This is a genomic window from Acidobacteriota bacterium (assembly GCA_016716905.1).
GTDB lineage: Bacteria > Acidobacteriota > Vicinamibacteria > Vicinamibacterales > SCN-69-37 > SYFT01.
Window position 1 is genome coordinate 650,361 of sequence record JADJUS010000022.1, and the last position, 25,416, is coordinate 675,776.

Annotated in this window: 23 protein-coding genes; 12 read left to right on the forward strand and 11 right to left on the reverse strand. The window is 65.3% G+C overall.

What is annotated here, in order from left to right:
- Window positions 1-25: 25 nt before the first annotated feature.
- From IPL75_18830 to IPL75_18860, 7 genes are all read right to left on the reverse strand, one after another.
- Window positions 26-667: a hypothetical protein gene (locus IPL75_18830; protein ID MBK9242252.1), complete on the reverse strand. Its 642-nt coding sequence runs from the start codon at window positions 665-667 to the stop codon at window positions 26-28.
- A gap of 57 nt (window positions 668-724) precedes the next feature.
- Window positions 725-1,618: a DMT family transporter gene (locus IPL75_18835; protein ID MBK9242253.1), complete on the reverse strand. Its 894-nt coding sequence runs from the start codon at window positions 1,616-1,618 to the stop codon at window positions 725-727.
- A 177-nt stretch (window positions 1,619-1,795) separates the two neighbouring features.
- A complete protein-coding gene (gene atpF, locus IPL75_18840; GenBank protein ID MBK9242254.1) occupies window positions 1,796-2,296 on the reverse strand; it encodes a F0F1 ATP synthase subunit B in 501 nt (166 codons plus the stop codon).
- 60 nt (window positions 2,297-2,356) lie between these two features.
- Window positions 2,357-2,620: a F0F1 ATP synthase subunit C gene (locus IPL75_18845; GenBank protein ID MBK9242255.1), complete on the reverse strand. Its 264-nt coding sequence runs from the start codon at window positions 2,618-2,620 to the stop codon at window positions 2,357-2,359.
- A 42-nt stretch (window positions 2,621-2,662) separates the two neighbouring features.
- On the reverse strand, window positions 2,663-3,598 hold the full coding sequence (gene atpB / locus IPL75_18850) for a F0F1 ATP synthase subunit A (GenBank protein MBK9242256.1): 936 nt from the start codon (window positions 3,596-3,598) through the stop codon (window positions 2,663-2,665).
- A 46-nt stretch (window positions 3,599-3,644) separates the two neighbouring features.
- Window positions 3,645-4,004 carry a hypothetical protein gene (locus IPL75_18855; protein ID MBK9242257.1) on the reverse strand — a complete coding sequence of 120 codons (360 nt, stop codon included), beginning with the start codon at window positions 4,002-4,004 and terminating at the stop codon, window positions 3,645-3,647.
- Window positions 4,005-4,011: 7 nt separating this feature from the next.
- Complete coding sequence (locus tag IPL75_18860) at window positions 4,012-4,293, reverse strand: AtpZ/AtpI family protein (protein ID MBK9242258.1); 282 nt, start codon at window positions 4,291-4,293, stop codon at window positions 4,012-4,014.
- Window positions 4,294-4,468: 175 nt separating this feature from the next.
- Between IPL75_18860 and IPL75_18865 the strand changes: the two genes are divergently transcribed.
- Genes IPL75_18865 through IPL75_18875 form a run of 3 tightly spaced genes read left to right on the forward strand, consistent with a single transcriptional unit; the run spans window position 4,469 to window position 7,874 of the window.
- Complete coding sequence (locus IPL75_18865) at window positions 4,469-5,389, forward strand: VWA domain-containing protein (GenBank protein ID MBK9242259.1); 921 nt, start codon at window positions 4,469-4,471, stop codon at window positions 5,387-5,389.
- Complete coding sequence (locus tag IPL75_18870) at window positions 5,386-6,321, forward strand: VWA domain-containing protein (protein ID MBK9242260.1); 936 nt, start codon at window positions 5,386-5,388, stop codon at window positions 6,319-6,321. The genes IPL75_18865 and IPL75_18870 overlap by 4 nt, the downstream gene beginning before the upstream one ends.
- Window positions 6,318-7,874 (forward strand): uroporphyrinogen-III synthase, encoded by a 1,557-nt coding sequence (locus IPL75_18875; GenBank protein MBK9242261.1) that lies wholly within the window; start codon window positions 6,318-6,320, stop codon window positions 7,872-7,874. Before IPL75_18870 ends, IPL75_18875 begins: the two co-directional genes overlap by 4 nt.
- 108 nt (window positions 7,875-7,982) lie before the next feature.
- Here the strand turns inward: IPL75_18875 and IPL75_18880 are convergent, their stop codons facing one another.
- On the reverse strand, window positions 7,983-10,100 hold the full coding sequence (locus IPL75_18880) for a TonB-dependent receptor (protein ID MBK9242262.1): 2,118 nt from the start codon (window positions 10,098-10,100) through the stop codon (window positions 7,983-7,985).
- Window positions 10,101-10,133: 33 nt separating this feature from the next.
- Here IPL75_18880 and IPL75_18885 point away from each other — a divergent pair, with 33 nt between their 5' ends.
- From IPL75_18885 to nadE, 3 genes are read left to right on the forward strand one after another with little or no spacing between them, the layout of a single operon-like run.
- Entirely contained in the window at window positions 10,134-12,092 is a 1,959-nt protein-coding gene (locus tag IPL75_18885; GenBank protein MBK9242263.1) for a M1 family metallopeptidase, read from the forward strand.
- Between the two features lies 1 nt (window position 12,093).
- Window positions 12,094-13,182 (forward strand): hypothetical protein, encoded by a 1,089-nt coding sequence (locus IPL75_18890; GenBank protein ID MBK9242264.1) that lies wholly within the window; start codon window positions 12,094-12,096, stop codon window positions 13,180-13,182.
- A gap of 53 nt (window positions 13,183-13,235) precedes the next feature.
- On the forward strand, window positions 13,236-14,003 hold the full coding sequence (gene nadE, locus IPL75_18895) for an NAD(+) synthase (protein MBK9242265.1): 768 nt from the start codon (window positions 13,236-13,238) through the stop codon (window positions 14,001-14,003).
- A 4-nt stretch (window positions 14,004-14,007) separates the two neighbouring features.
- On the opposite strand, the gene IPL75_18900 is transcribed toward nadE, so the two are convergent.
- On the reverse strand, window positions 14,008-16,983 hold the full coding sequence (locus IPL75_18900; GenBank protein MBK9242266.1) for a gamma-glutamyltransferase: 2,976 nt from the start codon (window positions 16,981-16,983) through the stop codon (window positions 14,008-14,010).
- Window positions 16,984-17,037: 54 nt separating this feature from the next.
- The gene (locus tag IPL75_18905) at window positions 17,038-18,888 is read right to left on the reverse strand and encodes a transketolase (GenBank protein ID MBK9242267.1); all 1,851 of its coding nucleotides are present in this window, start codon (window positions 18,886-18,888) and stop codon (window positions 17,038-17,040) included.
- A 72-nt stretch (window positions 18,889-18,960) separates the two neighbouring features.
- Here IPL75_18905 and IPL75_18910 point away from each other — a divergent pair, with 72 nt between their 5' ends.
- Complete coding sequence (locus IPL75_18910) at window positions 18,961-19,275, forward strand: hypothetical protein (GenBank protein MBK9242268.1); 315 nt, start codon at window positions 18,961-18,963, stop codon at window positions 19,273-19,275.
- On the opposite strand, the gene IPL75_18915 is transcribed toward IPL75_18910, so the two are convergent.
- Window positions 19,272-19,604 carry an HPF/RaiA family ribosome-associated protein gene (locus IPL75_18915; protein MBK9242269.1) on the reverse strand — a complete coding sequence of 111 codons (333 nt, stop codon included), beginning with the start codon at window positions 19,602-19,604 and terminating at the stop codon, window positions 19,272-19,274. The genes IPL75_18910 and IPL75_18915 overlap by 4 nt on opposite strands.
- Before the next feature lie 28 nt (window positions 19,605-19,632).
- Between IPL75_18915 and IPL75_18920 the strand changes: the two genes are divergently transcribed.
- The 5 genes from IPL75_18920 to IPL75_18940 are packed head-to-tail and all read left to right on the forward strand — an operon-like array spanning window position 19,633 to window position 25,413.
- Window positions 19,633-20,667, forward strand: a complete 1,035-nt coding sequence (locus tag IPL75_18920) for an isocitrate dehydrogenase (NAD(+)) (protein MBK9242270.1) — start codon at window positions 19,633-19,635, stop codon at window positions 20,665-20,667.
- 6 nt (window positions 20,668-20,673) lie between these two features.
- Window positions 20,674-21,615 carry a proline dehydrogenase family protein gene (locus IPL75_18925; protein ID MBK9242271.1) on the forward strand — a complete coding sequence of 314 codons (942 nt, stop codon included), beginning with the start codon at window positions 20,674-20,676 and terminating at the stop codon, window positions 21,613-21,615.
- Between the two features lie 18 nt (window positions 21,616-21,633).
- The gene (locus tag IPL75_18930; protein ID MBK9242272.1) at window positions 21,634-22,542 is read left to right on the forward strand and encodes a hypothetical protein; all 909 of its coding nucleotides are present in this window, start codon (window positions 21,634-21,636) and stop codon (window positions 22,540-22,542) included.
- A gap of 30 nt (window positions 22,543-22,572) precedes the next feature.
- Entirely contained in the window at window positions 22,573-23,604 is a 1,032-nt protein-coding gene (dctP, locus tag IPL75_18935) for a TRAP transporter substrate-binding protein DctP (protein MBK9242273.1), read from the forward strand.
- On the forward strand, window positions 23,605-25,413 hold the full coding sequence (locus tag IPL75_18940; protein MBK9242274.1) for a TRAP transporter large permease subunit: 1,809 nt from the start codon (window positions 23,605-23,607) through the stop codon (window positions 25,411-25,413). It begins immediately after the preceding gene.
- Window positions 25,414-25,416: the final 3 nt, after the last annotated feature.

Here is a 25,416-nt window from a genome sequence, read left to right on the forward strand (position 1 = left end):
AGCCCACGGACCCGTGGCCCTGTCGTCATTTCTTGATCCCGAACCCCGTGATCATGACTTCGAGCTGGTGATTGACGCGCAGTCCGGCGATGCCGTCGGTTGTGCCGCCCAGGTCGGTTTTTGCCGCTGTGTGCACCACGGTGCCGTTGACGACGAAGTCCACCTTGTCGCCGGCCACGCGCACTTCGAGCGCGTTCACCGACGTGCCGTCAGCGCCCGGCGTCTTCACGGCCGCATTCGGCGTCCGCGGGACCACGGCCACAGGGCGCGGTGCATCAGGCGTACGGCGGCTGACCATGAACGTGCCGTTCTGCGCCACCAGGAAATACAGATACGCCTGCTTGTCGTTGTCGAGATTGCTGCCGCCCAGCACGAGGCCGTAGTAATTCACATGGCCGCTCGGCTTGAGCAACTGGAACGACGCGCCCACGGTGTAGTTGGCCGACGCCGTATTCGTCGGGTTCCAGTACACAGCCGCCGTAGGGTTCACCGCGTGGAACCCGCCGCCCATGGCCATGAACTTGATCTCGCCCGCACCATCCGGATCCGAGGCGCTCGTGCTCCGATCGGCCCGCACCATCCACCCCTTGGCCGACTGCGCCGACACCTGCGCCACCGCCGCCGCACACACCACCACCGCGCACACCGCCAACATTGATCGCTTCATGACACCCATCTCCATAGAGTCGGCTCCAGCGCCGGGATTGAATTTCTTTCGATGATACTACGCACTCTTCCCGAGCCGGCGCCCGAGCCTGGTCAGCAATACCCCAGAGAGCACTGCGGTGGCGCCGATGACTTTGTTCCACGTCAGGGGCTCGCCCAACCACAGCGTGGCCACGGCCATGGCGACGACAGGGACGCCGTTGGAGTAAATCGACGTCCGCGCGGGGCCAAGTCGCTGTACCCCCATGTACCAGATGACGTACGCGAGGTTCAGCGCCAGCAGGGCCGAGAGCACCAGCGCGGTCAGGGTCCAGGCGCTCACGTCCAGCCACGGCACGCGCAGGATTTGGGGCAGCGCCATCGCCACATACGGAATCCCGCCATACACCATCGTCATGCCGGTCACGTAGAGCGGGGAATGACGCTTGATGAGCGAGGCCGCCCCGAGCGTGAACGTCACCCAGCACGCCACTGAACACATGACACGAAGATCGCCCTGTAACGTCGCGCCACCAAACGACGCGCCATGACCCACGACGAAATAGATGCCGAGCGCGGAGACTGCCGCGCCGATCCAGTGGAGCCGGCTGATTTGCTCGCGGCCAAGCAGCGCGGACACGACCGCGAGCACGGCCGGTGTGGACCCGACAATCAGGGCGGCGTTTGATGCGCTGCTGAGCGCCACGCCGCCGACAAAGAAGAACTGGTAGCCAAAGTGGCCGACCAGGCCCAGCCAGACCAGGTCGATACGGTCGCGCCGCGTGAGCGGGTGTGTGGTGTGAAAGACCGTTGAGATGGGGTTGCCGCGCTGGGCGGTGCGGCGGGCGATGGCAATTGCGGCCAGGAAGACGGCCGACGCAATCAGCAGCCGCAGCGCGTTAAACGGCTGCGGCGGTACTTCCTCGAACGCGCGCTTGATGACACTGAAATTGGCGCCCCAGATGAGCACCATCAGGGCGAGGAGGAGATCAAGAAAGGGGACGGGTGTCGATCTGTGGAAAACTCCCCCAGGAAAACGACCTCTGAGGTAGTTTTTGTTGCTCACTTCTTAAAAACTACCTCAGAGGTCGTTTTCACTCAGGAGTTTTCCACAGATCGACACCCGTCCCCCTATGGGCCCAGATGCCCCCTATTGGACGCTTTTGAACTGACCGATCGCCTCGTTGATCAGCGCTTCGTTGTCGCCGGCCGAGATGTTGCGTCGCAGGAGTTTCGTGGCAATCGACAGCGAGAGTTCCACGGCCTCGGTGCGGATCTGCGCCACGGCGCGCGCCGTCTCGAGATGGATTTCCTTCTGGGCGTTTTTGACGATCGCCGCCGCTTCGTCGCGGGCCTTGGCCCGCAACTCTTCGCCAAGGCGCTCGGCATCAGCCCGGCTGCGGGTCACGATGCCCGACGCCTCGGTACGGGCGAGCGCCAGCAGGCGCGCCGACTCCACCTGCACCTGCTGCAGTTCGGCAGTCGCACGTTTGGCATCCTCGACCGACTTCTCGATCGTGGCGCGACGCTCTTCAAGCGCCTTGAGCAACGGTCCCCAGGCGTACTTCTTCAACAGAAAAAGCAGTACCAGGAACGTGAGAATGGTCCAGATGGCCAGCCCTGGACTGACCTGGACGAGCGGATTATCCACGAGTCTTTTCCTTTCCCAAAACGATCGGGTCCTTTCCGAGCGGGCGCGCCCGCAGGTCGGTTACTTCAGGAGGACGACGACCAGGCCGAAGACGAGCGAAATGATCGCGGCGCCTTCGAGCAGGAACAGTGGGAAGTTGGCCGCCGCGGTGATCTGCGCCGCTGCGCTGGGCTGCCGCGCCACGCCTTCAGCGGCCGCCGCTGCCAGCTTGCCGATGCCGATGCCGGCGCCGATGACGGTGAGTCCGAAGCCGATGGCTGCACCCATGTAGTGCCAGGTGGGCTTGATGATTGCGGCGACTTCGGGGGTGAGGGCTTGTTCCATGATGCTGTTTCCTTCTCCTGAGGGTCTGACTGACTGTAACGGTTAGTGGTGCGCGTGAATTGCCATGCCGATAAACACGGCAGACAGAAGGGTGAATACGTAGGCCTGCACGAGAATGACGATGAGCTCGAGGCCGGAGATGGCCACGGCCAGCGGCAGTGAGAATCCGAAGCCGATCCCCATGCCGGCCGCCGAACTGGCGAACATCTCGGTGAAGATAAACACAAACGAGAGAATTGCGAGAATCGCGATGTGGCCGCCCGCCATGTTCGCGGCAAGTCGCATGGTGAGCGCGAACGGCCGCACGAGCATGCCGATGAACTCAAGTGGCACCAGCAGGAAGTACACCGGCGTGGCCAGTCCCGGTGGCACCAGGTTCTTCCAGTGCTGCACGAAGCCGTGCTTCTTGGTGCCCGCGATCATGATTGAGACGAACGTGATGAGCGCGAGGCCCGCCGTCACATTAAAATTCGCCGTGGCAGTGGCGCCGCCGTGCAGGATGCCTTTGACGAGCGAGTCCTCAGCGCTGTGCAGGACGTAGTGATCCAGCAGCGTCAGCACGTCGAAGATCGGGATCATGCCCATGACGTTGGCCGTGAGAATGAAGAAGAACAACGTCAGCAGGAGCGGCGCCCACGCGCTCATGTACTTCTTGCCGAGGTTGGGCTCGGCGACGGTATCGCGCAGAAATTCGACGAGGAACTCGAGGACGTTCATGCCGCCGGTGGGCACGCGTTCGGGCTGCTTGAGGTAGCGGCGCACCAGCGAGGTGATGACCACAAACGTGACGGCCGCCACGAGCCACACCATGAACACGTGTTTGGTGACTGAGAAGTCGATGCCGAAAAACGGACCGATGTGAATCAGCGGATGGTCAGCGCTGCTGTTCGCAACGTGCCCAATGATGGTCTCGCCGGCATTGAACTTTCCGGCGGCGGCGTGACCGGCCTGCGCGGCCTCGTGAGCTTGTTCCATCATCGTCGTATCTAAACCCGTCTTCGCATCCAAGGCGCCCTGACGACGCCTACCCTGCCGCCATCAGCCGCCGCAAACAATACGCTTCAGCCAGATGCGTGGCCAGATACGCACCGATGAAGCTGAGGAGGAACGGCAAGGGTCGCGCGTCCACCACTTTCACCATCAGCACCACGTACGCCACGACGCACATGACCTTCACCGCAAAAGCCCTCAACATGACGGGCAACAACGCGGCCTTCTCCCGGGCCCACGTGCGCGTCGTAATCGTCCACGACGTGCCCGCCATCACCACCGGTCCGGCAATTCCCAACCACACCGCACGAACGGCGCCCTCGCCCAGCCCGACCACCGAGGCACCCACACCGGCGGCGATCGCGGTGCCGATGACCCACCACAGGGCGTTCATCGCGTCGCTACACCTGGCCCCGACGTGAAGCCATGATCAGCGCGTAAAACCCGACCACGATCCCGAGGACCAATCCCGATATCAAAAGCCACGGTGACGTCCCCAGCCACCGGTCTGCGACGTAGCCGAGACCACCCAGCAACAGAATTCCTCCAGTGAGGGTGTAACTGGCGCTGGCCGCCGGGCCCGCCCGCTGCACATTCTCCTGGAAGGCCCGCATCGAACGCTCAAACGACTTCAGCGTGTCGAGACGGGGCTTCTTGCCGCCCGGTCGAGGCACTTCCTGCATGTTGCCGCCTCCCGACCCCCCGGCACGCACCGCGCCCCGGGTGGCAAACAGCCAATCGTAACAGGCGGACCTCAGTACTGGGAAGGGGGGCGGGCTACCACCCCTGCGACGGACCGTCGGGCACTATACCATGGCTTGTGAACAAGTTCACGAGCGACCCCGATATACTGCGGTGATGACACAATTCCCCCTCGTACGGCGTCCCCTGGCGGTCGCGGCCTTGTGCGTCAGCGGGGCTGTTGTCGCTGCCACCGCCGGAACCGTCCTTCTGGCACAACGGACACCCAACCAGCAACGCGCGGTCATTTCGGTGGTGGACAAAAAGGGCGCACCCGTGGCCACCCTGGCCACGACGGACCTGACCGTCCGGGAGGATGGCATCGCGCGCGAAGTGCTCAAGGTGGAGCCCGCGACGGGCGCGATGGAAATCGCCATTCTTGTGGACACGAGCACCGCCACAACGGGCACCATCACGGACCTGCGCCACTCGGTCAAAGCGTTTGCGGCAGCGATCTGGGAAAAAAGTCCCGACACGCAGATTGCCCTCTACACATTCGGCGAACGGCCGACCCTGGAAGCCGATTTTTCGTCGAGCGCCGTGAACCTGAACCGCCGTGCAGACCGCCTGTTTGCCGCATCGGGATCGGGCGCGTATTTCATCGACGCGGTCATCGAAGCCTCCGGCGTACTCAAGAAACGCGCCGGCGCCCGGCCAGTCATCGTGGCCTACGTCGACGAAAACGGCCCGGAGTTCAGCAACCGGCGCAACGACCATGCGTTTGACGCGCTCGCCGCGGCGCGTGCGTCGTTGTGGACGGTGTCACGTCAGGGATTTGGCAGCAGCACATCGACGCCGGAAAACCGCGAGCGGGGCATCGTCATCGGCGACGTCACCACAAAAACAGGCGGGCGCAGTTCCACCGTGTTCGACGGGTCGGCGGTCAAGGGCCGCTTTGCCGATGTGGCCACGCAACTGCTGGCGCAGTTCGTGGTGACCTACGGCCGCCCCGAGACCCTGGTGCCGCCCGACAAGCTGGAGATCAAGCTGACGAACAAAGACCTGCGGCTCGCCGCACCGCGGTGGACCACTCGATGACACGTGTCGTGGCGCTGGCCGGCGTGCTGGCGCTGGTGGCCGGGACGACCGCGCCGGACGCGCAGGTCTTCCGCGTCGGCACCGACGTGGTGTCACTCAACGTCACCGTGACCGAGGGCGAGGTGTTGGTCCCCGGCCTGGAGCAGGCGCTGTTTTCGGTCTACGAAGATGGCGTGCAGCAGGACATTACGTATTTTTCCCGGACGCCGCAGCCCATCGCGCTCTCGCTGCTCATCGATACCAGCACGAGCATGGAGTTCAAACTCGGCGTCGCGCAGGAAGCGGCGATCGGATTCGCCCGCCGCCTCAATCCGACCGACGCGGCGCAGATCATCGACTTCGACAGCCGCCACGAGATCCTGCAGACGTTTACCGCCGACAAGGCCCTGCTCGAACAGGCGATCCGCAAGACACGCGTCGGTGGATCCACGTCGCTCTATAACGCCATCTACGTGGCGCTCAGTGAGCTGAAGCGCGTGCGCGCGGCGACGCCGGATCAAGTGCGACGGCAGGCGATTGTGGTGTTGTCGGACGGCGAAGACACGTCCAGCCTGATCGCCTATGAAGATGTGCTCGAGTCGGCCAAGCGCTCGGAAGTGGCGGTGTATGCCATCGGCTTGCGCTCGAAGACCGATCGCCCGACACGCGGATTCAACGAGGCCGAGTTCGTGCTGCGGACGCTCTCGCAGGAAACCGGCGGTCGGCCGTTTTTCGTCGAAGATGTCGCGCAGTTGCCCGGCATCTACCAGCAGATTGCGGATGAACTGGCGAACCAGTACTCGATCGGTTACACCTCGAAGAATCCCAAACGTGATGGCGCATGGCGAGCCATCGTCGTCAAAGTCAACCGCCCGAACACGGCCGCCCGCACCAAACGGGGCTACTTCGCGCCCGTGCCACCCAAAACGCCACGCCTCGAATTCGCGAAATGAACACCAACCAGCACACCACACGAGGACGAGTCATTTTCATCGGCGCAGGCCCCGGCGACCCCGGCCTGTTGACCACGCGGGGACGACAGGTACTGGCCGACGCCGATGTCGTGGTGTACGACCGCGCCGTGGCGCCGATCGTGCGCCTGGCCCGGCCCGACGCCGAGCGGATCGAGGTGGGTGCGCCCGCCGAAGGCGCGATGGCCCAGGACGCCATTGCGATGCTTGTGGCCGACAAGGCGCGCGAGGGCCTGCTGGTGGCCCGGCTGAAATGGGGTGACCCGTTCCTGTTCGGCAGCGGCGCCAAGGAAGCGCTGTTCCTGCACGAGCAGGGACTGAGTTTCGAAGTGGTGCCGGGCGTGCCGGTGGCGTTCGGCAGTGCGTACGCCGGCGTGCCGCTCTCGTACCCGGGTGGCCACGACGCGTTGATCCTGCTGCGGGGCCATGAAGCCACGCGGGAAGACGCGCCCGACGTGCACTGGCGCGCGCTCGCATCGCTTGAGGGCACCATCGCGGCGTACGCAAGTGCGCCGCAAGCCGCGGCCATCCTGCGTAAACTCGTGGCCGCCGGTCGCCCCGCCACACACATGGCCGCGCTCATTTACGACGCCACGCTTGTTTCGCAACGCGCCGTGACGGACACACTTGCCGGCCTCATCACGCAACTCGAGGCGGATCCCGACGCGGCGTCAGGCCTGCTCATCGTTGGCGACGTCGCGGGACTGCGCGCCCATCTGCGGTGGTTCGATGAACGCCCCCTCTTCGGGCGGCGCATCGTCGTGACGCGCTCACATGAACGCGCGCGTGACCTGTCGGATCGCCTGGAGGGCCTCGGCGCCCAGGCGATTGAAGCACCTACCTTCCGCCTGCTGCCTGCCGACGATCCTGAAGCGATCGAACGCGCCGTGGCGTCCGTGCAGCAGTACCAGTGGGTGGTGTGCGAATCGGCGAACGCCGCGCATCGGTTCCTGAAGGCCGTACTCTCGGGCACGCGCGACCTGCGCACACTCGGCGGTGTCCGGATTGCCGCGGTCGGCCCCTCCACTGCTGATCAGTTCCGCGCTGCAGGACTGGTACCCGATGTGGTGGTGCCCGAAACCGGCGAAGAGGCCACGTGTGACGCCATCGCCGCCCACGGAGCGCTCGCCGGGTCGCGGATGCTCGTGATTCGCCCCGACCACGGGCGCGCCGAACGTGGCGACGAAGGCCCGACGGCCGAGTTGCGTCGCCGCGGCGCTGATGCGCACGACCTGATCGCTTACCGCACGGTGCCGGGCGCCCCGGAGTCGGCCGCCGCGCAGGAACTGTATCGCCAGCTGCTCGAGGGCCGTATCGACGCGGTCACCTTCACGTCACCGACGGCCGTGCAGCGGTTCGTCGATCTCATCGGCCGCGAACAAGCCGCCGACCTGCTCAATACCACCGTGGTCGCCACCATCGGCCCCGTTACCGCCGCGGCCGCTCGCGCGCTCGGCGTCACGGCGCCGATTGTGGCCGACACGTTTACGGTCGACGGGCTGGTCGACGCGCTGGTGCGGCGGTTGAACCGCTGATTTGCCGGGTCTGAAGACCCGGCCTCCTTCTTCGGGGCCGGACCTTTAAGACCCAGCCTCCTTCTTTCTTCGGAGGCCGGGTCTTTAGACCCGGCGTGTCCGCTTGTTTCAGAACGCGAAACGAATCCCGCCGTTGAGCGTTCTGCCCTCGAGGGGCGCCCAGGCGGAGACGACGAGTTGGCCGATGGGGCTCGCGACGGGGCGAAGCAGCGGGTTGTAGTCGGACTGGCGGACGTCGGTCAGGTTCTCGAGATTCAGAAACGCGCGCAAACGGCCGAAGCGGCGTTCGGCGAGCAGACCAATGATGGTGTACGGCGCGCTTTCGGTGCGGTATGGGTTGTCTTCAAGTTGCTGGACGCCGGTGCGGTACACCTCCAGCCCGACGCGGGCCACGCCGTGTTTCTCCCATGCCGCAATCAGACTGAACGTCCTCCTGGGCGTGAGCGGGACGTTCTCACGGGGCATACCCGCCAGGTCGCCAGCCTGTGTGGCATTGACCCATGTATGCGTCGCTGTCGCCACCCACGGACCACTGCGGAAGCGGCCGAACAGCTCGGCGCCCCAGGTGCGCGTGGACGACGCGGTCCCCTGCGGCTGGTTGAACACCTCGAGCCGGGGAGGGCCGTTGGTGAAAACATGCGCGACCACAGGAGAGTGAATCCGCGAGCCGAACCACGTACCCGACACCTCCACCGCACCAACTTTGCGGCTGACGTCCGCTGACCAGGTCTCGGCGGTTTCCGCGCGCTCGAGGCGCACAGCGCCAACCCGCGTCACGCCGACTTCTTCCACCTCATCCACGAACACCGTGGGCGCGAACGCACCGCGGCCCGCCGAGAATCGCACATCCCACTCGCCAGGCTGCAATCGCAACGACGCCCTCGGGCTCCACAGGGCGCCGTACTCAGGATGCGCGTCCACGCGCGCACTCACCGAAAACGACACGGCCGGCGCGAGCGCGATGTCGTCCTGCACAAAGACGCCGGGAGTGGTCCAGCTGTAGTCGAACCCCGGGGCCAGCAGGTTGCGGTACTTCTGCAGTTCGACCGCCCCACCCACCACAATCAGGTGCCGGCCGAACGCCCGGCTTAGCGACGCCTCTGCCATCCCAAAGGTGTGGTCATCGTCGTACGCGTTGGTACCGAAGTCGTGATTGTGGTCGAGGAGAGAGAGGGCGCTTTTGGCAATCACCACGCCGCCGGCCGCACTTCGACGCCAGATGAGGCCCGCATCCGCGCGAGTCGTGTCCACCGACTGGACGGCGCTGGCGGCGGCGAGTCCACCGCCCCGACGCGACTCCACCGTCACGCCGCCCGACATATCCAGCGATCCGTGTTCGCCTGACGCAAACGTCAACTTCGGCCGCGCGATGAACCGCCGGTAACGCGGCAAATCCGCCCACCGATCGGCGTCTACATCCGATGCGTCCTGGCCGTGCGCTCCGGCGAGCAAGGTGTAACCCCATTCCGGTCGCACGGGGCCGCTCAGCCACAACAGGGCATCGGCGCCCGAGCGCGACGTCACGTTGAGCAGCGCCTCACCCGCGTGTTCGGGCGTGGGCCTCCGCGTCACCAGGTTGATGACACCACCAAGCGCCGACGGACCATACAGCGCCGAGGCTGCGCCCTTGATCACTTCCACCTGCTGCAGATCCATCGGGGGAATCTGAAGCAAGCCAAGCGACGCGACCTGGGTGCCGTTGATGGGCAGGCCATCGGTCAACACCGAGGTGAACCTTCCGGGCATACCCTGCACTCGCACGGACGCCGCGCCCAACGCCGGCGCGGTGGGCTGCAACCGGATGCCGCTGGTCTCGTTGAGCAGCATCACGATGTCGCCAGGCGTCATCAAGAGCTTTTCTTCGATCTCCTCTCGCACCACCACTTCCACCCGTGTGGCCTGGTCCGACGCCAGCCGCCCGCTTCGCGTGGCGGTGACGATGACCTCTTCCTCCACTTCCAGATCCTCTTCGAGTTCCACAATCAGTGGCGGCGACGTGGCGCCCACCGCCTGCGAGAACGGCATCAGACCTTCGCGACTCACCACAAGCGTGCACCCGGCTGCCGGCACCGGCACGGTGGCGCGGCCCTGCGCGTCCGTCTCCACCTTCGCCGCTGCGCACGTCACCACCGCCCCGGCCACCGGCGCGTCGTCGTGCCGAACGGTCACGAGTACGGGGGTCAGTTGGGTTCCTATGGCAATTGCGACGACGAGAATTGGAAACATTGCTGACTATCGTAATGCGATACGATTCGGGCGATGCGGCGGCGCTCCTCATGGACATTGATCGCGGCCTTCCTGCTGCTTGTTGCGCGGCCGGCGGGGTTCGCGCAGGACGCGGCGCCCGCCCGCTCTCCGCGCAACGCTTCCTACCAGTTGCTGGCCACACTCGACCCTGAGTCGCACACGATTCACGGCTCAGGCCGCGTCATCTGGCGCAACATCACCACAGTTCCAGCCAACGACCTGCGCTTCCATCTCTATTGGAACGCATGGCGCGACGCGAATTCGTCGTGGATGCGCGAACAGCGTCTGGGGCGCAGCTCGGCGCTCACCCGCCGACCAGCCGACCAGAGCGGCTCGATCGAAATCATTTCCATGGTCGCTCGCGGCACAGACCTGCGACCCAAGGCTACGTTTGTCGCGCCAGACGACGGCAATGCTGATGACCGGACGGTGCTGTCGGTGCCGCTCGATCGACCGGTGCTGCCGGGCGAGACGATTGACATCGATATCGCATGGACCTCGCGCGTGCCCGTAACATTCGCGCGCACTGGACGCCTCGGCCAGTACTACTTCATCGCTCAGTGGTTCCCGAAACTCGGCGTCTTCCAGAACAACGGCGAATGGAACGCGCACCAGTTCCACGCCGCCACCGAGTTCTTCTCGGACTTCGGCACATACGACGTCGCGTTGACCGTGCCGAAGGGCTGGACGGTGGGCGCCACGGGCGTGGCGTCGCCCGTCCTGCCCGGCGCCGAAGGCCAGGACACGCATCGGTTTGTGGCTGACGACGTCCATGACTTCGCGTGGACGACGAGCCCGAACTTCGTTGAACACGTCGAACGCTTTGAGCATCCGGGGCTGCCGCCTGTGACCATGCGCCTGCTGTTGCAGCGCGAGCACGCCAAGCAGGCCGAGCGCCATTTCGTCGCCACACGTGCCGCGTTGCGGTATTACGGGGAGTGGTTTGGGCCATACCCGTACTCCCACATCACCATTGTCGATCCCGTCACGCCGGTGAACCCTGACGAGCAGGGCGGATCCACGGGTGGGATGGAATACCCGATGCTGTTCACGGCGGGCACGCGCAACTGGGCGCCGCTCGACGGTTCACAACCCGAGAGCGTCACCATCCACGAAGCCGGACACCAATTCTGGTACGGCATCGTCGCCACAAACGAGTTTGAACATGCGTGGATGGACGAAGGGCTGAACACCTACGCAACCGCACGGGTGATCGATGAAGCCCTGCCAAACAAGTTCGTGACGGTGGAACGCTACTTCGGCGGATTCGTGCCCTGGGCGTTCACTGATGTCAGGTGGTCGCGGGCCATTGATGGCAACCGGTTGAACGCCTACCGGCCTGTGGCCACGTACGACACGCAGTCCACGCCGACATGGCGCTACTGGCCGGGCAGCGCCAGCCAGATTTCCTACAACAAGACCGCGCTCTGGCTGGCCACGCTTGAACGTTACCTCGGCTGGGAGACGATGCAGCGGGTGCTGGCCACGCATTTTTCACGAGGCGCGTTCCGGCACCCGACGCCTGAGGAGTTTTTTGCGATCGCCAGCGAGGTGGCGGGCGCAGATCTGACGTGGTTCTTCGACGCGACCGTTCGCAGCAGTGCGGCGTTTGATTACGCGGTGACGCAGGTGACCAATACGCCGGCGGCCGATGGGTTCGAATCCGTGGTGGTCGTGCGCCGCCTGCAGGATGGCGTCTTCCCGCTGACCATCAAGCGCACCTATGCGGACGGCACGACGGACATGACCGCGTGGGACGGCCAGAACCGATGGGAGGCGATCGTCGATCACGGCCCGTCGCCGATCGTGCGCGTGGAGGTCGATCCGAACCGCATCCTGATGCTCGACCTGAATTACACGAACAACTCGTGGACGGCGACACCACAAGCGCCCGCGGCTGCACGCAGGTGGTCGTTGCGCTGGATGGGCTGGCTGCAGGAAGTGATGCTGACGTATGCGTTCTTCTCCTGACGTGAAAACGACCTCAGAGGTCGTTTCCGCTAAGCCGGGTCCGGAAACGACCTCTGAGGTCGTTTTCACCCCGAGGGCGACCGCCCTGGGTGCTTTTTTAGAAGGGTGGCGCCGGGCGCTCGCCGCGCCTGCCATCACGCTGGGCGTGCTGGCCGCGCTGTTCCTGATGGCGTTGCCGCTGGGGCTCGCGCTGCGCGGCATGCTTGTCGAACACCTGGGCCCCAGCGTGGTCGCTGAGCGCGCGGCGTGGGGATGGGAGGCGGGATGGGCGGCCGAATTTGCCGCGCAGGCGCAGGGACTGGGGCGCACGTTCACGCACGAGATCCTGGGGTTCGGCGGAACCCTCTCGATCATCGGCGGGTTCTTTGACGCCAAGCCGCTGCCCCCGGTGGTGGCCGGCGCGGCGGCAGCCTACGCGGTGTTGTGGATCTTCCTCTCGGGAGGCATCCTCGATCGATTCGCGCGCGCGCGTCCGGTGCGCACGGCGGCGTTTTTTGCCTCGTGCGGCGTGTTCTTCTGGCGGTTCCTCCGCCTCGGTGTGATGGTGGGCGCCGCGTACTGGGCGCTGTTCGCGTGGCTGCATCCGTTCCTGTTCGGGACGTTGTGGAACTCGTGGACGGCCGGCATGACCACTGAACGTGAAGCCATGGCAGTGCGCGCGGGACTGTACCTGGTCTTTGCTCTCGCGCTCGCGCTGGTGAGCCTCATCGCCGACTACGCCAAAGTGCGCGCGGTGGTGGAAGACCGCCGGAGCATGATCAGCGCGCTGGGCGCGTCGATGCGATTCCTCCGCCGCCGCCCGTTCCGGGTCTTCGGCCTGTATCTGCTCAGCGCGCTCGCATCCATCGTGGTGGTGCGCGTGTGGTTCACCGCCGCTCCGTCGGCATGGGCCTCGGTGCCGGTCGCGTTCCTTCTGACGCAGGTGTACCTGTTGTTTCGGGTGTGGGCGAAACTGGCGTGGATGGCGGGCGAGGTGGTGTTCTTCCAGGGCGAACTGGCGCACGCCACCTACACGGCGGCGCCCCTGCAGATGTGGCCCGACTCTCCGGCAGCCGAGGCGATCGAGAATCTCGTCTCCAGGACCCGCTGAGATGTTTCACACGAGGCATGAAGGTCTGAAGGAACCCGGCTGTAGAATTTCTTATGTTTTCTAAACGTGCAAATGTGCTCGTTCAATGGTTGCGGGACCGCGCGGAGGCCGCCGGGGCCCACGGGTTTGTGCTTGGCCTGAGCGGCGGTATTGACTCGGCGGTGGTCGCCCGGCTGTGCCAGATGGCCACGCCCAATCGCGTGCTCGGCGTCATCCTGCCGTGTTACAGCCATGCGCAGGATGAAGCGGACGCCTATGTCATGGCGGATGCCTTTGGCATCCCCACCGCGAAGGTGGATCTGTCGGGCCCCTTCGACGCGCTCACCGGCGAACTGCACGCGGCCATCAAGAACCTGCCGCGCACGGTGCACGTGACCGACATCAAACAGCAGATGCCGGAGGCGAATATCAAGCCGCGCCTGCGAATGACGTCGCTGTATTTCATCGCCAACTCGCTGAACTACCTGGTGGCCGGCACCGGCAATCGCAGCGAACTGACCCTGGGCTACTTCACGAAATACGGCGACGGCGGCTGCGACGTATTGCCCATCGGCGCGCTGCTCAAGAGCGAAGTGCGCTCACTGGCCAAAGAACTCAGTGTGCCCAAGGCCATCATCAACAAGCCCCCGTCAGCCGGCCTCTGGATCGGCCAGACGGACGAAGCCGAAATGGGCTTCAGCTACGACACGCTCGAGAAGTACCTGACGGAAGGGCCTTCGGCGGTGCCGCCGGAAACGGCCGCACGGATCGAGACGCTGCGGCGCACGTCGGACCACAAGCGCGCCACTCCGCCGATCGCACCTCCCGAAACTGAGAAGTGATCGCCTAGCGCGCGCCATGAGAGCGCCGCGGCTCCGCCCCGCCCTCGACCGTCCCCTTCGCCGCATTCACCAGCGCCACCGCCGCGTAGCCCTGCGCCACTTCGCCCTTGCGGCCGACACGGGCGAACGCGTGGCCCATGGCTTCCAGTTTCTCAAGCAGCGATCGCGGGATGCGGTCTTCAATCTGCACGCGTGAGCCGGTGGCCGTGCTGCCGATGAGCATCCGCGGCGCCTCGATGGCGCGCTGCGCCCCCATCCCGCCATCCACCACGTTCAGGATGATGTTGTAGACCGAGGCCGGAATCCACGCATTGCCGGCCGCGCCCACCGCCAGCCGCGGCGTGAAGCCCTGAATGCCGTAGCGCCCCGGGTCACCTTCGCTTGGCGCGAACACGAGGGTCGGGACGCTCGTGGATGACGCACGCTGCAATGGCAGCATCGATCCGTACCCGGTGCCCCGCCCACCGCGGAAGTGGTCGTTGTAGAGGAACCCCAGGCCCTTCGAAACGTAGAAGTTGCCACCCCAAGTGGAAAGCGTCTGCGTCACCGCCACCATGTTGCCCTCGGCATCTGCCGCAGCAAATGACGTGGTGCCCGTCTGGATGCCGGGGCCGGCCACACCATCGGCCACCGCTCGATCAAACGCTTCGTAGTAATTGCCGGCCGCTTGTCCCAGCGGCGTGGGCGCCCCGCCGCGCCCTCGGCCACCCTGCGCCACGTACGCCTTCTGGGGGTTGATGAGTTTGTACCGCTCGAGCGCGTGGCCCGGTTGCAGGTGGTTCCCGAGGTCAATCGGCCACCTCTCCGGATCGGCGATCTGCACGCCGCCGTCGCGCACACGCCACGCCTCAATGACGTGGTGCAGATACTCCGCATCGGTCGTGTAGGTCGCACCAGGCTTCGGCGTGTAGTTGTCCAGAATCTGAAGTGTTTCGATCAGTTGCGCCCCTGTCGGAACAGGTGGCGGCGCCGAATACACGGCATGGCCGCGATACCGCCCTTCAAGCGGCTTCCTCTCCATGGCGCGGTACTGCGCCAGATCTTCGAGCGAGATGATGCCGCCATTCGCGGCCATGTCCTCGGCGATCCTGCGCGCGATGGATCCGCGGTAAAACGACTGGCCGCCCTCCTTCGCCAGCACCTTCAGGGTCTCGGCATAGTCCTTGTTGATGAAGCGATCGCCCTTCTTCGGCACCTGGCCGCCGGGCAGATAGATCTTCGCCGCTTCGGGGTACTTGGAAAATCCCGCGCGGCCTTCCGCAATGGTCGTGGGCAGCGCCTCGTCGAGGATGTACCCGTTTTCCGCCAACTCGATCGCAGGCGCAAGCACCTGCTGCCACGTCACCTTCTTGCTGCCGTACTTCTGGAACAGCAGATCGAGACCCGCCACAACGCCGGGAATGTTCGCCACCGTCGGCCCGTCTCCAGCCGTGCGCTGGCCCGCCGCCGTGAAGATCTTCGGATTGTCGAACGTCGCCCGCACCGGCGTCATGTCCTTGTATTCGATGACCACCGGTTCGGTCATGCCCTTCAGAAACAGGATGGCCTGGCCGTCGCCGCCAATGCCCGACGCATCGGGCTCCACCACACCCAACGCAAACGACGTGGCCACGATGGCGTCAACGATGTTGCCGCCGAGTTCAATCATCCGGGCGCCGGCCGCCGACGCCAGCGGATGCCCCGACGCCACGACGCCGGTCTTTGTTTCGACGACCGGCTTGATGAGCGGCTGCTCGGCAACCATCGCATCCACAACGTCTTCCACCTCGCGAGCGGTGCGCGCGGCAAGCGCCGCGGGGCGATGCTTCGTGCGCAGCGCATCCCACGCCGCTGCGGATTCACCAGTCGAGTAATACAGCGACTTCAGCGTCTGCCACGCGCGGTCGAACTGGCTCACCCATCGGCCGGCTGCCGGCGTAGGCGCAGTCACACCGCGGACCTGATCGTCCACACGCCGCGGCGCCGCCACACGCCACAGTTGCAGCGTGTCGGCTTCCGCAAACGCGGCAGGCGCATCGTCATCATTCCGCACAGGATTGCCGTTGTAGCCGCCGGCTGCGGCAGCCACCGTCGCGATGGCCATCGTCTGCCCATCGGGCGACCAGGCGGAAGCGCCGGCTCGGCGCGACGCCAGCACCACGGGCAGCACAGGCGCCGCACCTCCGCCGCCGCGGGCCCCGCCAGGGCCGGCCGCACGACCCCGTGCCGGAGCCTCCACGCCGCCGGCAACTGCAGGCGCAGGCAGCTCGGTCACGAACGTGCCGGTACCAAGTCCCGCACGCGACGCCAGGTACGACACGCGCTGGTTGTCGGGCGCCCACGCAGGGAATCGCTCCTCACCGCCGCCCCTGGTCACGCGAACCAGGCGCGCGGTCTCCGTGCCGGAAGCCAGATCGCGTACGAACACGTCGGCCCGATCGCCGGGTTCCAGATCGCGCTCCGACACAAACACCACGCGCCGGCCATCTGGCGACACCTGCGCCTGCCACTCGGAGACGTCGTCGGGTGTGATCTTCACTGGCGCGCCGGAGCCGTCAGTCCCTATCGCGTGAATCTGCCATCGTCCTCCTGCAGGACGATGGGAGAAGACGAGGCGGCCGTCGCGCGTCCATGACGGCCAGCGTTCGTCGCCGGCGATCGAGGTGACCTTGCGCGCCGGTCCACCGGCGGCGGGCACAACATACAGGTCGTACGCACCGGCGACATCGGCCGAGAACGCGATGGTCTTGCCGTCGGGCGACCACGCGGGGTCCCGCTCGCTCACCCACTCGCCTCGAGTCGTGACAACACGTTTTTCGTCACGGCCGTCCGGGGTGATGGTCCAGAGTTCGTCGAGCCACGAGACGGCGAGACGCCGCCCATCGGGCGCGAAGGCCGGATCGCGCATGCCGCTGAGCGACGCGGGCGCCTGTGCGGAAAACGCAGTGACGGCAAACGCGGCCATGGCCGCGGTGACAACCAGGGGGGATGATCGACGCATCCCGGGATGATACTGCGCTTGTCTTCGCCGGGTCTGAAGACGGCCTCCGAGGACTCAGGCGCGAATAGCTCTGACGATCGCTGCGGCCGAAATGCCGTAACGGTCGAGGAGTTCGTCGGGTGGGCCGCTGCGGGGGATTTCGCGAACAGCGAGGCGCTGTACGCGGAAGCCCTGATCCCACACGGCTTCAGAGACCGCGTCGCCCAGGCCGCCGGCCGAGTAGTGATCTTCGACGGTGAACATGCGGCCGCCTGTCGCCTTGCCTGCGGCGATGAGGCCGTCGCGGTCGATCGGTTGAATGGAATACGCATCCACCACACGAATGGCGATGCCCTCCTTGGCCAGCAGTTCGTGCGCCTTGAGCGCTTCGAACAGCGTCACGCCCGCGCCCACGACCGTGGCCACGTCCTTGGCGCTCTGCCGCACAACCTTGGAGCCGCCGGCATGGAACTTCTCTTCGGGACCATAGATCACCGGGGTCTTGGGCCGCGAGCTGCGAATGTAGACGGGGCCGTGTGTGGCGGCCGCGACGGCCACGAGCCGCTCCGCGCAGACAGCATCCGACGGATAGAGGACCGTGCAATTGGGCACGCCGCGCGCCATCGACAGATCTTCAAGCGCCATCTGCGACGGGCCGTCTTCGCCAATCGACACGCCGGCGTGTGACCCGCACAGCTTGATGTTGAGCATCGAGATGCCGGCCATGCGGATGAAATCCGCGCCGCGCTCCAGGAAACACGCGAAGCTCGACGGGAACGCAATCGCGCCGCGCGAGGCCAGGCCCATCGCCGCGCCGATCATCGCCTGCTCGGCGATGAAGGTCTGGTAGAACCGCTCGGGATACAACTTCTCGAAGCGGTCACTGAACGTGGAGTTCTTCACATCGGCATCAAGGGCCACCACGCGGGCGTCGATCCCGCCAAGCGCGGCCAGCGCCGTGCCATAGGCCTCGCGAGTGGCCACCAGATCGCCCAGCGCGTACGCCGGTGCGGGCATCTGGGCCACAAAATCAGGCAGCGGCCCTTCCGAACGGCGCGTCGCCGGCTTCTTGATGATCGGGGCCGGGTCTGACGTGGGCACGTACTGGGCTTCGAGTTCGGCCACCGCGGCGTCTGCCTCGGCGCCCTTCTTGAGCGGCTTGCCGTGCCAGTTGTCCTTGTCCTCGAAGAGCGCCACGCCTTTGCCCTTGAGCGTCCGCGCCACGATCATCGTCGGCCGCCCGGTCATGCCACGCGCCTCGGCCAGTGCCGCGCGCAGTTCAGCCACGTCGTGACCATCCACGGTGATGGCATGCCACCCGAACGCGCGGTACCGTGCGGCGAAGGCGTCCACATCGTGCGCCCACTGCGTCGCCCGGCTCTGGCCGTACGCATTGACGTCGGTGATGGCGCACAAGTTGTCGAGCTGATGGTGCGCCGCCACCTGCGCGGCTTCCCACACAGACCCTTCGGCGGTTTCACCGTCGCCGAGCAGCACGTACGTCCGGTAATCGGACCCGATGCGCCGCGCGTTGAATGCGATGCCCACACCGGCGGCCAGGCCCTGGCCCAGCGACCCTGTCGCCACATCCACAAACGGCAAACGCGGGGTCGGATGGCCCTCGAGGTCCGAGGTGATCTTGCGCAACTGCATCACGTCTTCGCGCGGAAACGCGCCTGCGGCCGCCCAGGCGGCGTACAGAATCGGCGCGGCGTGCCCCTTCGACAGCACAAACCGGTCGGCCTCCGGGTGCTGGGGGTCTTTCGGATCGAACCGCAGTTCGTCGAAAAACAGCACGGACAGAATCTCTGCCGCCGACAGGCATGTCGTGGGATGTCCCGATCCCGCTTCGGTCGTGGACCGCACCGAATCGATGCGCAGTTGAGTAGCTAAGTTGTGGAGAACGGTGTTGGATGGGGGTGTCATCGCTGGCGAGCGTCAGTTTACTGTACGGCCGGGCAATTGTGATCGTGCGACCGACGCGGCCATAATCAGTTGATGGTCGTCCTGCGCGTTGGATCACTTGCCATCATGGCGCTCTGGATTGGCGGCCTGGCGACGTTGGCCCTGGTGGCGGCGCCGACGGAATTCGTCGAACGATTCCGGCATATCTCCTGGGCCCTTGGCGGTGCCTTGCTCGCGCTCCTCGCAGTACGCGCCCTGCTCGGACCTCGACCGCGGCGCCTGGCGATACAGGTCTGGCTTGTGATCGCCATGCTCCTGGCCAGCGCCTTCATCCTGACCAACGGCGCCATTGTCCTGACGCTCGGCGCCGGCCTCGCCGTCTTCTGGATTGAAACCAAAGACGGTTAACGGCCCTTGCGGGCCGCCAGCTTCTTTCCGGTCACCTTCCGCATCTGCCGCGTCAACGCATCAAACGCCTGCTGCACAGCCTTCGCGGGCGTCGCCGCTGACGATGACTTCCGTGTAACGACGAGTTCACCTGGCAGCGCGAGGGAAATCCGCACCTCAACAGCGTTGCCGCTGTGATGGTGCTTGTGGGGCAACTCCACCGACACATGGCATCCGACGATACGGCCATGGAGCGATCCGAGCTCGTCCACCCGCTCCGCGATCTCACGTTCGATCGACGCTGCCCGCCGCATGTTGAGAAACTTGATTTGTAGAGGAATGAGGGCCATGAACCTAGTTATACACTAGGGGATGCGGATGGCTGGCACGACCCACACCCTCACACTCATTCCCGGCGACGGCATCGGCCCTGAAGTGACGACCGCGGTCGTCAGAGTGCTCGACGCCGCAGGCGTGTCGATCAATTGGGATCGTCAGGATGCCGGCCTGATCGCGTTCGAAAAGACCGGCCACACGCTGCCTGCCGAGTTGCTCGACTCGGTCACACGGAACACCGTGGCGCTTAAAGGCCCGTGCACCACGCCGATCGGCGAAGGCTTCACGAGCGTCAACGTGGGCCTGCGCAAGGCGCTGAGTCTTTACGCCAACCTGCGGCCCGTGAAGAACCTGCCCGGCGTGTCATCACGTTTCTCGAACGTGGACCTGGTCATCGTGCGTGAGAACACCGAGGACCTGTATGCCGGCCTCGAGCACGTGATTGTGCCGGGCGTGGTTGAGAGCCTGAAGATCATCACTGAGGCCGCGTCCACGCGCATTGCCGAGTTTGCGTTTTCCCACGCGCGGCGCGAAGGCCGGAAGAAGGTGACGGCCATTCACAAAGCCAACATCATGAAGCTGGGCGACGGCCTGTTCCTGGATTCGGTGCGGGCGGTCTCGAAGCGGTTCACCGACGTGCCGTACGACGAGCGCATCGTGGACGCCGCGTGTATGCACCTGGTGATGCGCCCGGAGCAGTTCGACGTCCTGGTCCTGCCCAACCTCTACGGCGACATTGTCTCGGACCTGTGCGCGGGACTCGTGGGCGGTCTGGGCGTGGTGCCGGGGGCGAATCTTGGCGACGGTGTGGCGGTGTTCGAGGCCGTCCATGGCAGCGCGCCGGACATTGCCGGCCGGAATGTGGCCAATCCCACGGCGCTTCTGCTCTCGGCCGTCATGATGCTGCGCCATCTGGGCGAAACTGACGCCGCGTCCCGCATACAGGCGGCGCTCGATACCGTGTTGATGGCCGGCCAGGTGCGCACACGCGACCTGGGCGGCACGGCATCCACCACTGATTTCACGCAGGCGATCTGCCTGGCCCTGGCTTCGCCAAGCTCGGGTACTATCAACTAGAGCCTCATGTTCGCTGCACTGCCCAAAGCCGCGTTTTCTATTCTCGCCGGGAGTTCGACCCTCAAGTCGCTGGCCTCCCGGTATGGCATGCGCAGCACCAATAGTTTTGCGCGCCGCTTCATTGCCGGTGAACAGGTCGAAGAGGCCATCGAAGCCGCGCGGGAGGTGGAACGCCAGGGCCTGATGGTCACGCTGGACCTGCTGGGTGAAAGTGTGGCCTCTCACGAGGAAGCCCGCGCCGCCACGTTTGCCTACATCGCGGTGATGGAGGCCATCGAACGGGCCGGGGTGGGCCGCAACATCTCACTCAAGCTCACCCAACTCGGCCTGGACATCGATCAGGCCACCTGCGTGGACAACCTGCGGCGCATTTTCGACATTGCCGCAAAGGCCGATTTTTTTGTGCGCATCGACATGGAGAATTCTCCGTATACCGATCGCACACTCGACACCTTCGAGACACTCTGGGGCATCGGCTATCACCAGGCAGGCGTGGTCATTCAGTCGTACCTGAAGCGATCGACGGCCGACATCAAGCGCGTCAATGCCCTGGGCGCGCGCATCCGCCTGGTCAAGGGCGCGTACCGCGAGCCGGCCGCGGTGGCCTTCCAGCAGAAGTCCGAAGTGGACGCCGCCTTTGTCGAGCAGATGAAGTTGCTGCTCACCGAGGGGACATATCCGGCGATCGCCACACACGATCCGGCGATGATCGACGCCACCACGGCGTTTGCGAAAGCCAACGGCATCGCGAAGGACCGGTACGAATTCCAGATGCTGTACGGCATCCGGCGCGACCTGCAGGCCTCGCTCTCGCGTGACGGGCACCCCTTCCGGGTCTACGTCCCGTTTGGCAAAGAATGGTTCCCCTACTTCATGCGGCGTCTCGGCGAACGGCCGGCCAACGTCGGGTTTGTGGTGGGAAGTATCCTGAAAGACAAGGGAAAATAGCCCCGGCGGGAGAGCAGTGTGTTGAGACAGCCATTGGTGCGTGCGATCGGGTGTGTGGTGCTGGCGGCCACGGTGTCGGGCTGCTCGCTCATCTCAAACAAGGCGATGAAGATGGTGGCCGACTCGCTGTCGGCCGGAGGCACGTCGATCAGTTCGGATAACGATCCCGAACTCATCCGCGCGGCCGTCCCGTTTGGCCTCAAGACCTACGAGTCCCTGCTGGAATCCATGCCCACCTACGTGCCGCTGCTGACGGCCACCTGCAGCGGGTATGCGGCGTACGCGTATGGCTTCCTCGCCACGGATGCCGCAGCCGTGCGCAACACCGACCGGCCGGCCGCCAAGGCGCTCGACGAGCGCACGCTCAACATGTATCTGCGGGCCCACGGCTACTGTGCCCGCGCGCTGGAGGAACGGTTCAAGGGTGTCACCACCCGCCTGCTGCAGAATCCCGCAGGCGCCCTGGCCAAGGCCAAGAAGACCGACGTCGAACTGATCTACTGGTCCGCGGCGTCCTGGGGTCTGGCCATGGCGCTGAATCCCGATACGCTGGCGATCGATTTCCCCGCGGTCCGCGAACTGACTGAGCGTGGCCTGGCGCTGGATGAGACCTGGTGGAACGGTGCGCTGCATGAACTGATGATCGTGCTCGACAGCGTGGAACTGCTCGGCGGCTCGCAGGAGCGCGCAAAAAAACACTTCGACCGCGCCGTGGAGATCCAGAAGGGCTTGTCACCAGGCCCCTATATTTCCTACGCCATGGGCGTGTCGGTGGCGCGGCAGGATCGCGCCGAGTTCGAGAAGCTCATGAATCTGGCGCTGGCCGTCAACCCGGATGCCAACCCACCCGAGCGCCTGACCACGCTTCTCTTGCAGCGCCGGGCCAGGTACTTCCTGGACCAGGCTGATTACTATTTCTTGAAGTAAGCACGTATTTGATTTTGATAGGGAGATAGCATGTCGAAACCTCTGACCCGTGTCCTTGGCGCCGCCGCCCTGGCGCTCACCGCCCTTATGGTGTCCCTGCCCATGCAGGCGCGCGCGCCGCTCACCGTCAAGCTGGCCACCTTCGCGCCCGCCAACTCGGCGTGGCACAAGGCGCTGCTCGACATGGGCGACGCCTGGACCAAGACCACCGAAGGCCGCGTCACGCTTCGCGTGTATCCCGGCGGCACGCTGGGGACCGAAGCCTCCACCGTCAAGATGATGAGCCCCGCCGTGGGGGAACTGCAGGCGGCACTGCTGCTGCCACCCGGACTCGCCAAGATCAACGACGCCGTTGATGTCTTCGGCATGCCGTTTTTCCTCGAGTCCGACGAAGAAATGCGCGCCGTCTTTGCGGCGCTGCGGCCGCTCATGACGCAACGCATCGAAGCCGCAGGGTTCAAGGTCCTCCATTGGGGAAATGCCGGATGGGTCCAGCTCTTCTCCAAGAAGGAAATCCGCACGCTGGCCGACCTCAAGGTCGTGAAGCTCTACACCACGGAAGGCGATGACAAGTCGGTGCAGTGGTACAAGAACAATGGCTTCCAGCCGATTCCGCTCTCGTTCAACGACATGGTGGGCGGCCTCAAGCGCGGCATGATCGACGCCGCACCAAGTCCGGCCTACGGCGCGTCGATGCTCCAGATTTTCCGTGACGCGCCATTCCTGCTCGACGTGAAACTCGCACCACTTCTTGGCGCCACCGTCCTGACCAATGCCGCGTGGGCCAAGATCGACGCAGCCGACCAGCCCAGGGTCATGGCCGCCGCATCTGCGCTGGAGCAGCGCTTCATGGGCGAGGCGCCCAAGATGGACGCCGATGCCGTGGCCACGATGTCGGCCCGAGGCCTGAAGGTCACGAAACTGACGCCCGCCGCCATGGTGGAATTTCGCAAGACCGCCGAGGCGCTCGTGAGCTCGATGCGGGGCACCACCGTCCCGACCGACGTGTACGACGCGGCGATGCAGGCCCGCACGGCCTTCCGCAAGACCAAGGGCAAGTAAGTGAAACAGTCGGCGATCCGCTTCGAGAATTCCGTCGCCCTTCTCGCGATGGCAGGCATCGTGGTACTGCCTCTCGGGGAAATCGTCCTGCGCAAGTGGTTTGCCACGGGCATTCCCGGGGCCGCGCCTTTTGCGCAGCATTTGACGATGTGGGTGGGGATGCTGGGAGCGGCCATCGCAGCCCGCGACGGCAAATTGCTGTCGCTGGCCACCGGCGAATTTCTCGCGCACAGCGCGACCGCACGCGTAGCCAAGTTCATCGCCGCGCTCGTGGGCGCTGCCGTCTCCACCCTGTTCGCCGTGGGAGGCGTGAACCTCGTCAAGATTGACCGCCTGGATGGCGCAGAGATTGCCGCCGGCATCCCCGTCTGGGTGGCCGACCTGGTGCTGCCGTTCGGGTTCGCGTTGATTGCGCTGCGCATGGTGTGGAACGCCTCCACCAACTGGATCCTGCGCGGCGTCGCCGTCATCGGCCCCATCGCCGGCTACTGGATCGCGACACACCCGGAACTTCTCGACGGCCAGCCGGCGCTGCCGTGGCTCGGCGTGATCATCTTCGCGGCGATTCTGGGCGCACCGATCTTCGTGCTGCTTGGCGGCTGCGCGGCCGTGCTCTTCATGGTGCAGGGCAGCAAACCCACGGTGCTGCTGATCACGGCCTACCAGGAACTGACCGGCTCGGCGGGCCTGGCGACGATCCCGCTGTTTACGCTCGCGGGATACCTGCTGGCGGAGGGCCGGTCATCCGAACGGCTGCTTCGGATGTTCCGCGCGCTGGTCGGCTGGATGCCGGGTGGCACTGCGGTGGCCTGCATTGCGCTCTGCGCGTTCTTCACACTGCTCACAGGCGGCTCGGGCGTGACCATCCTCGCGCTGGGCGGCTTGCTGCTGCCGGCGATGCTCAAGGAAGGGTACCGCGAACGTTTCTCCATCGGTCTGCTCACGGCGTCGGGCTCGCTGGGACTCCTGTTCCCGATGTCGCTGCCGCTGATTCTCTATTCGATCATCGCCAACATTGCGATGGAGGATCTGTTCATCGGGGGCCTGCTGCCGGGCATGCTGATGCTCGGAATGCTCGCAGCCTACAGCGTGCGCGAGGCCATCAGAACGGGCGCCGCCCGCACGCCGTTTGTGGCTCGCGAAGCCGGCGCGGCGTTGTGGAACGCCAAGTGGGAGATCGGCCTTCCGCTCGTCGTCATGACGGCGCTGCTTGGTGGATATGCCACGCCGGTGGAGTCGGCCGCACTCGCCGCCCTCTACGCGTTCATCATGCAGCGCTTCATACATCGCGACCTGCCGGCGATGCGGGACGTGGTGCGCGTGACCGCAGACTCGGTGGGCCTGGTCGGCGGCGTGCTCGTCATCCTGGCGGTGGCCGTCGGATTGACCAATTACATGGTCAACGCGCAAATTCCTGACGCGTTGATCGCCTGGACCACGACGCATGTCGAATCCAAGCTGATGTTCCTGCTGGCGCTCAACGCCTTCCTGTTGATCGTCGGCAGCCTGATGGACATCTTCTCGGCCATCGTGGTCGTCGTGCCGCTCATCTCCGGCGTCGCCGCCGCGTACGGCATCAACCCCGTCCATCTGGGTGTGATCTTCGTGGCGAACCTCGAGCTGGGCTACCTGCATCCCCCGCTCGGCCTGAACCTGCTGCTGGCGTCGGTGCGATTCAAGCGGCCGGTGCTGGACGTCATGTGGGCGACCATCCCGATGCTGATCATCCTCGCCATCGGAGTGCTGCTCATCACCTACGTCCCGTGGCTCACGCTCGCACCGCTCGAGTGGTTCGGCCGCAGCCAGTAGTCG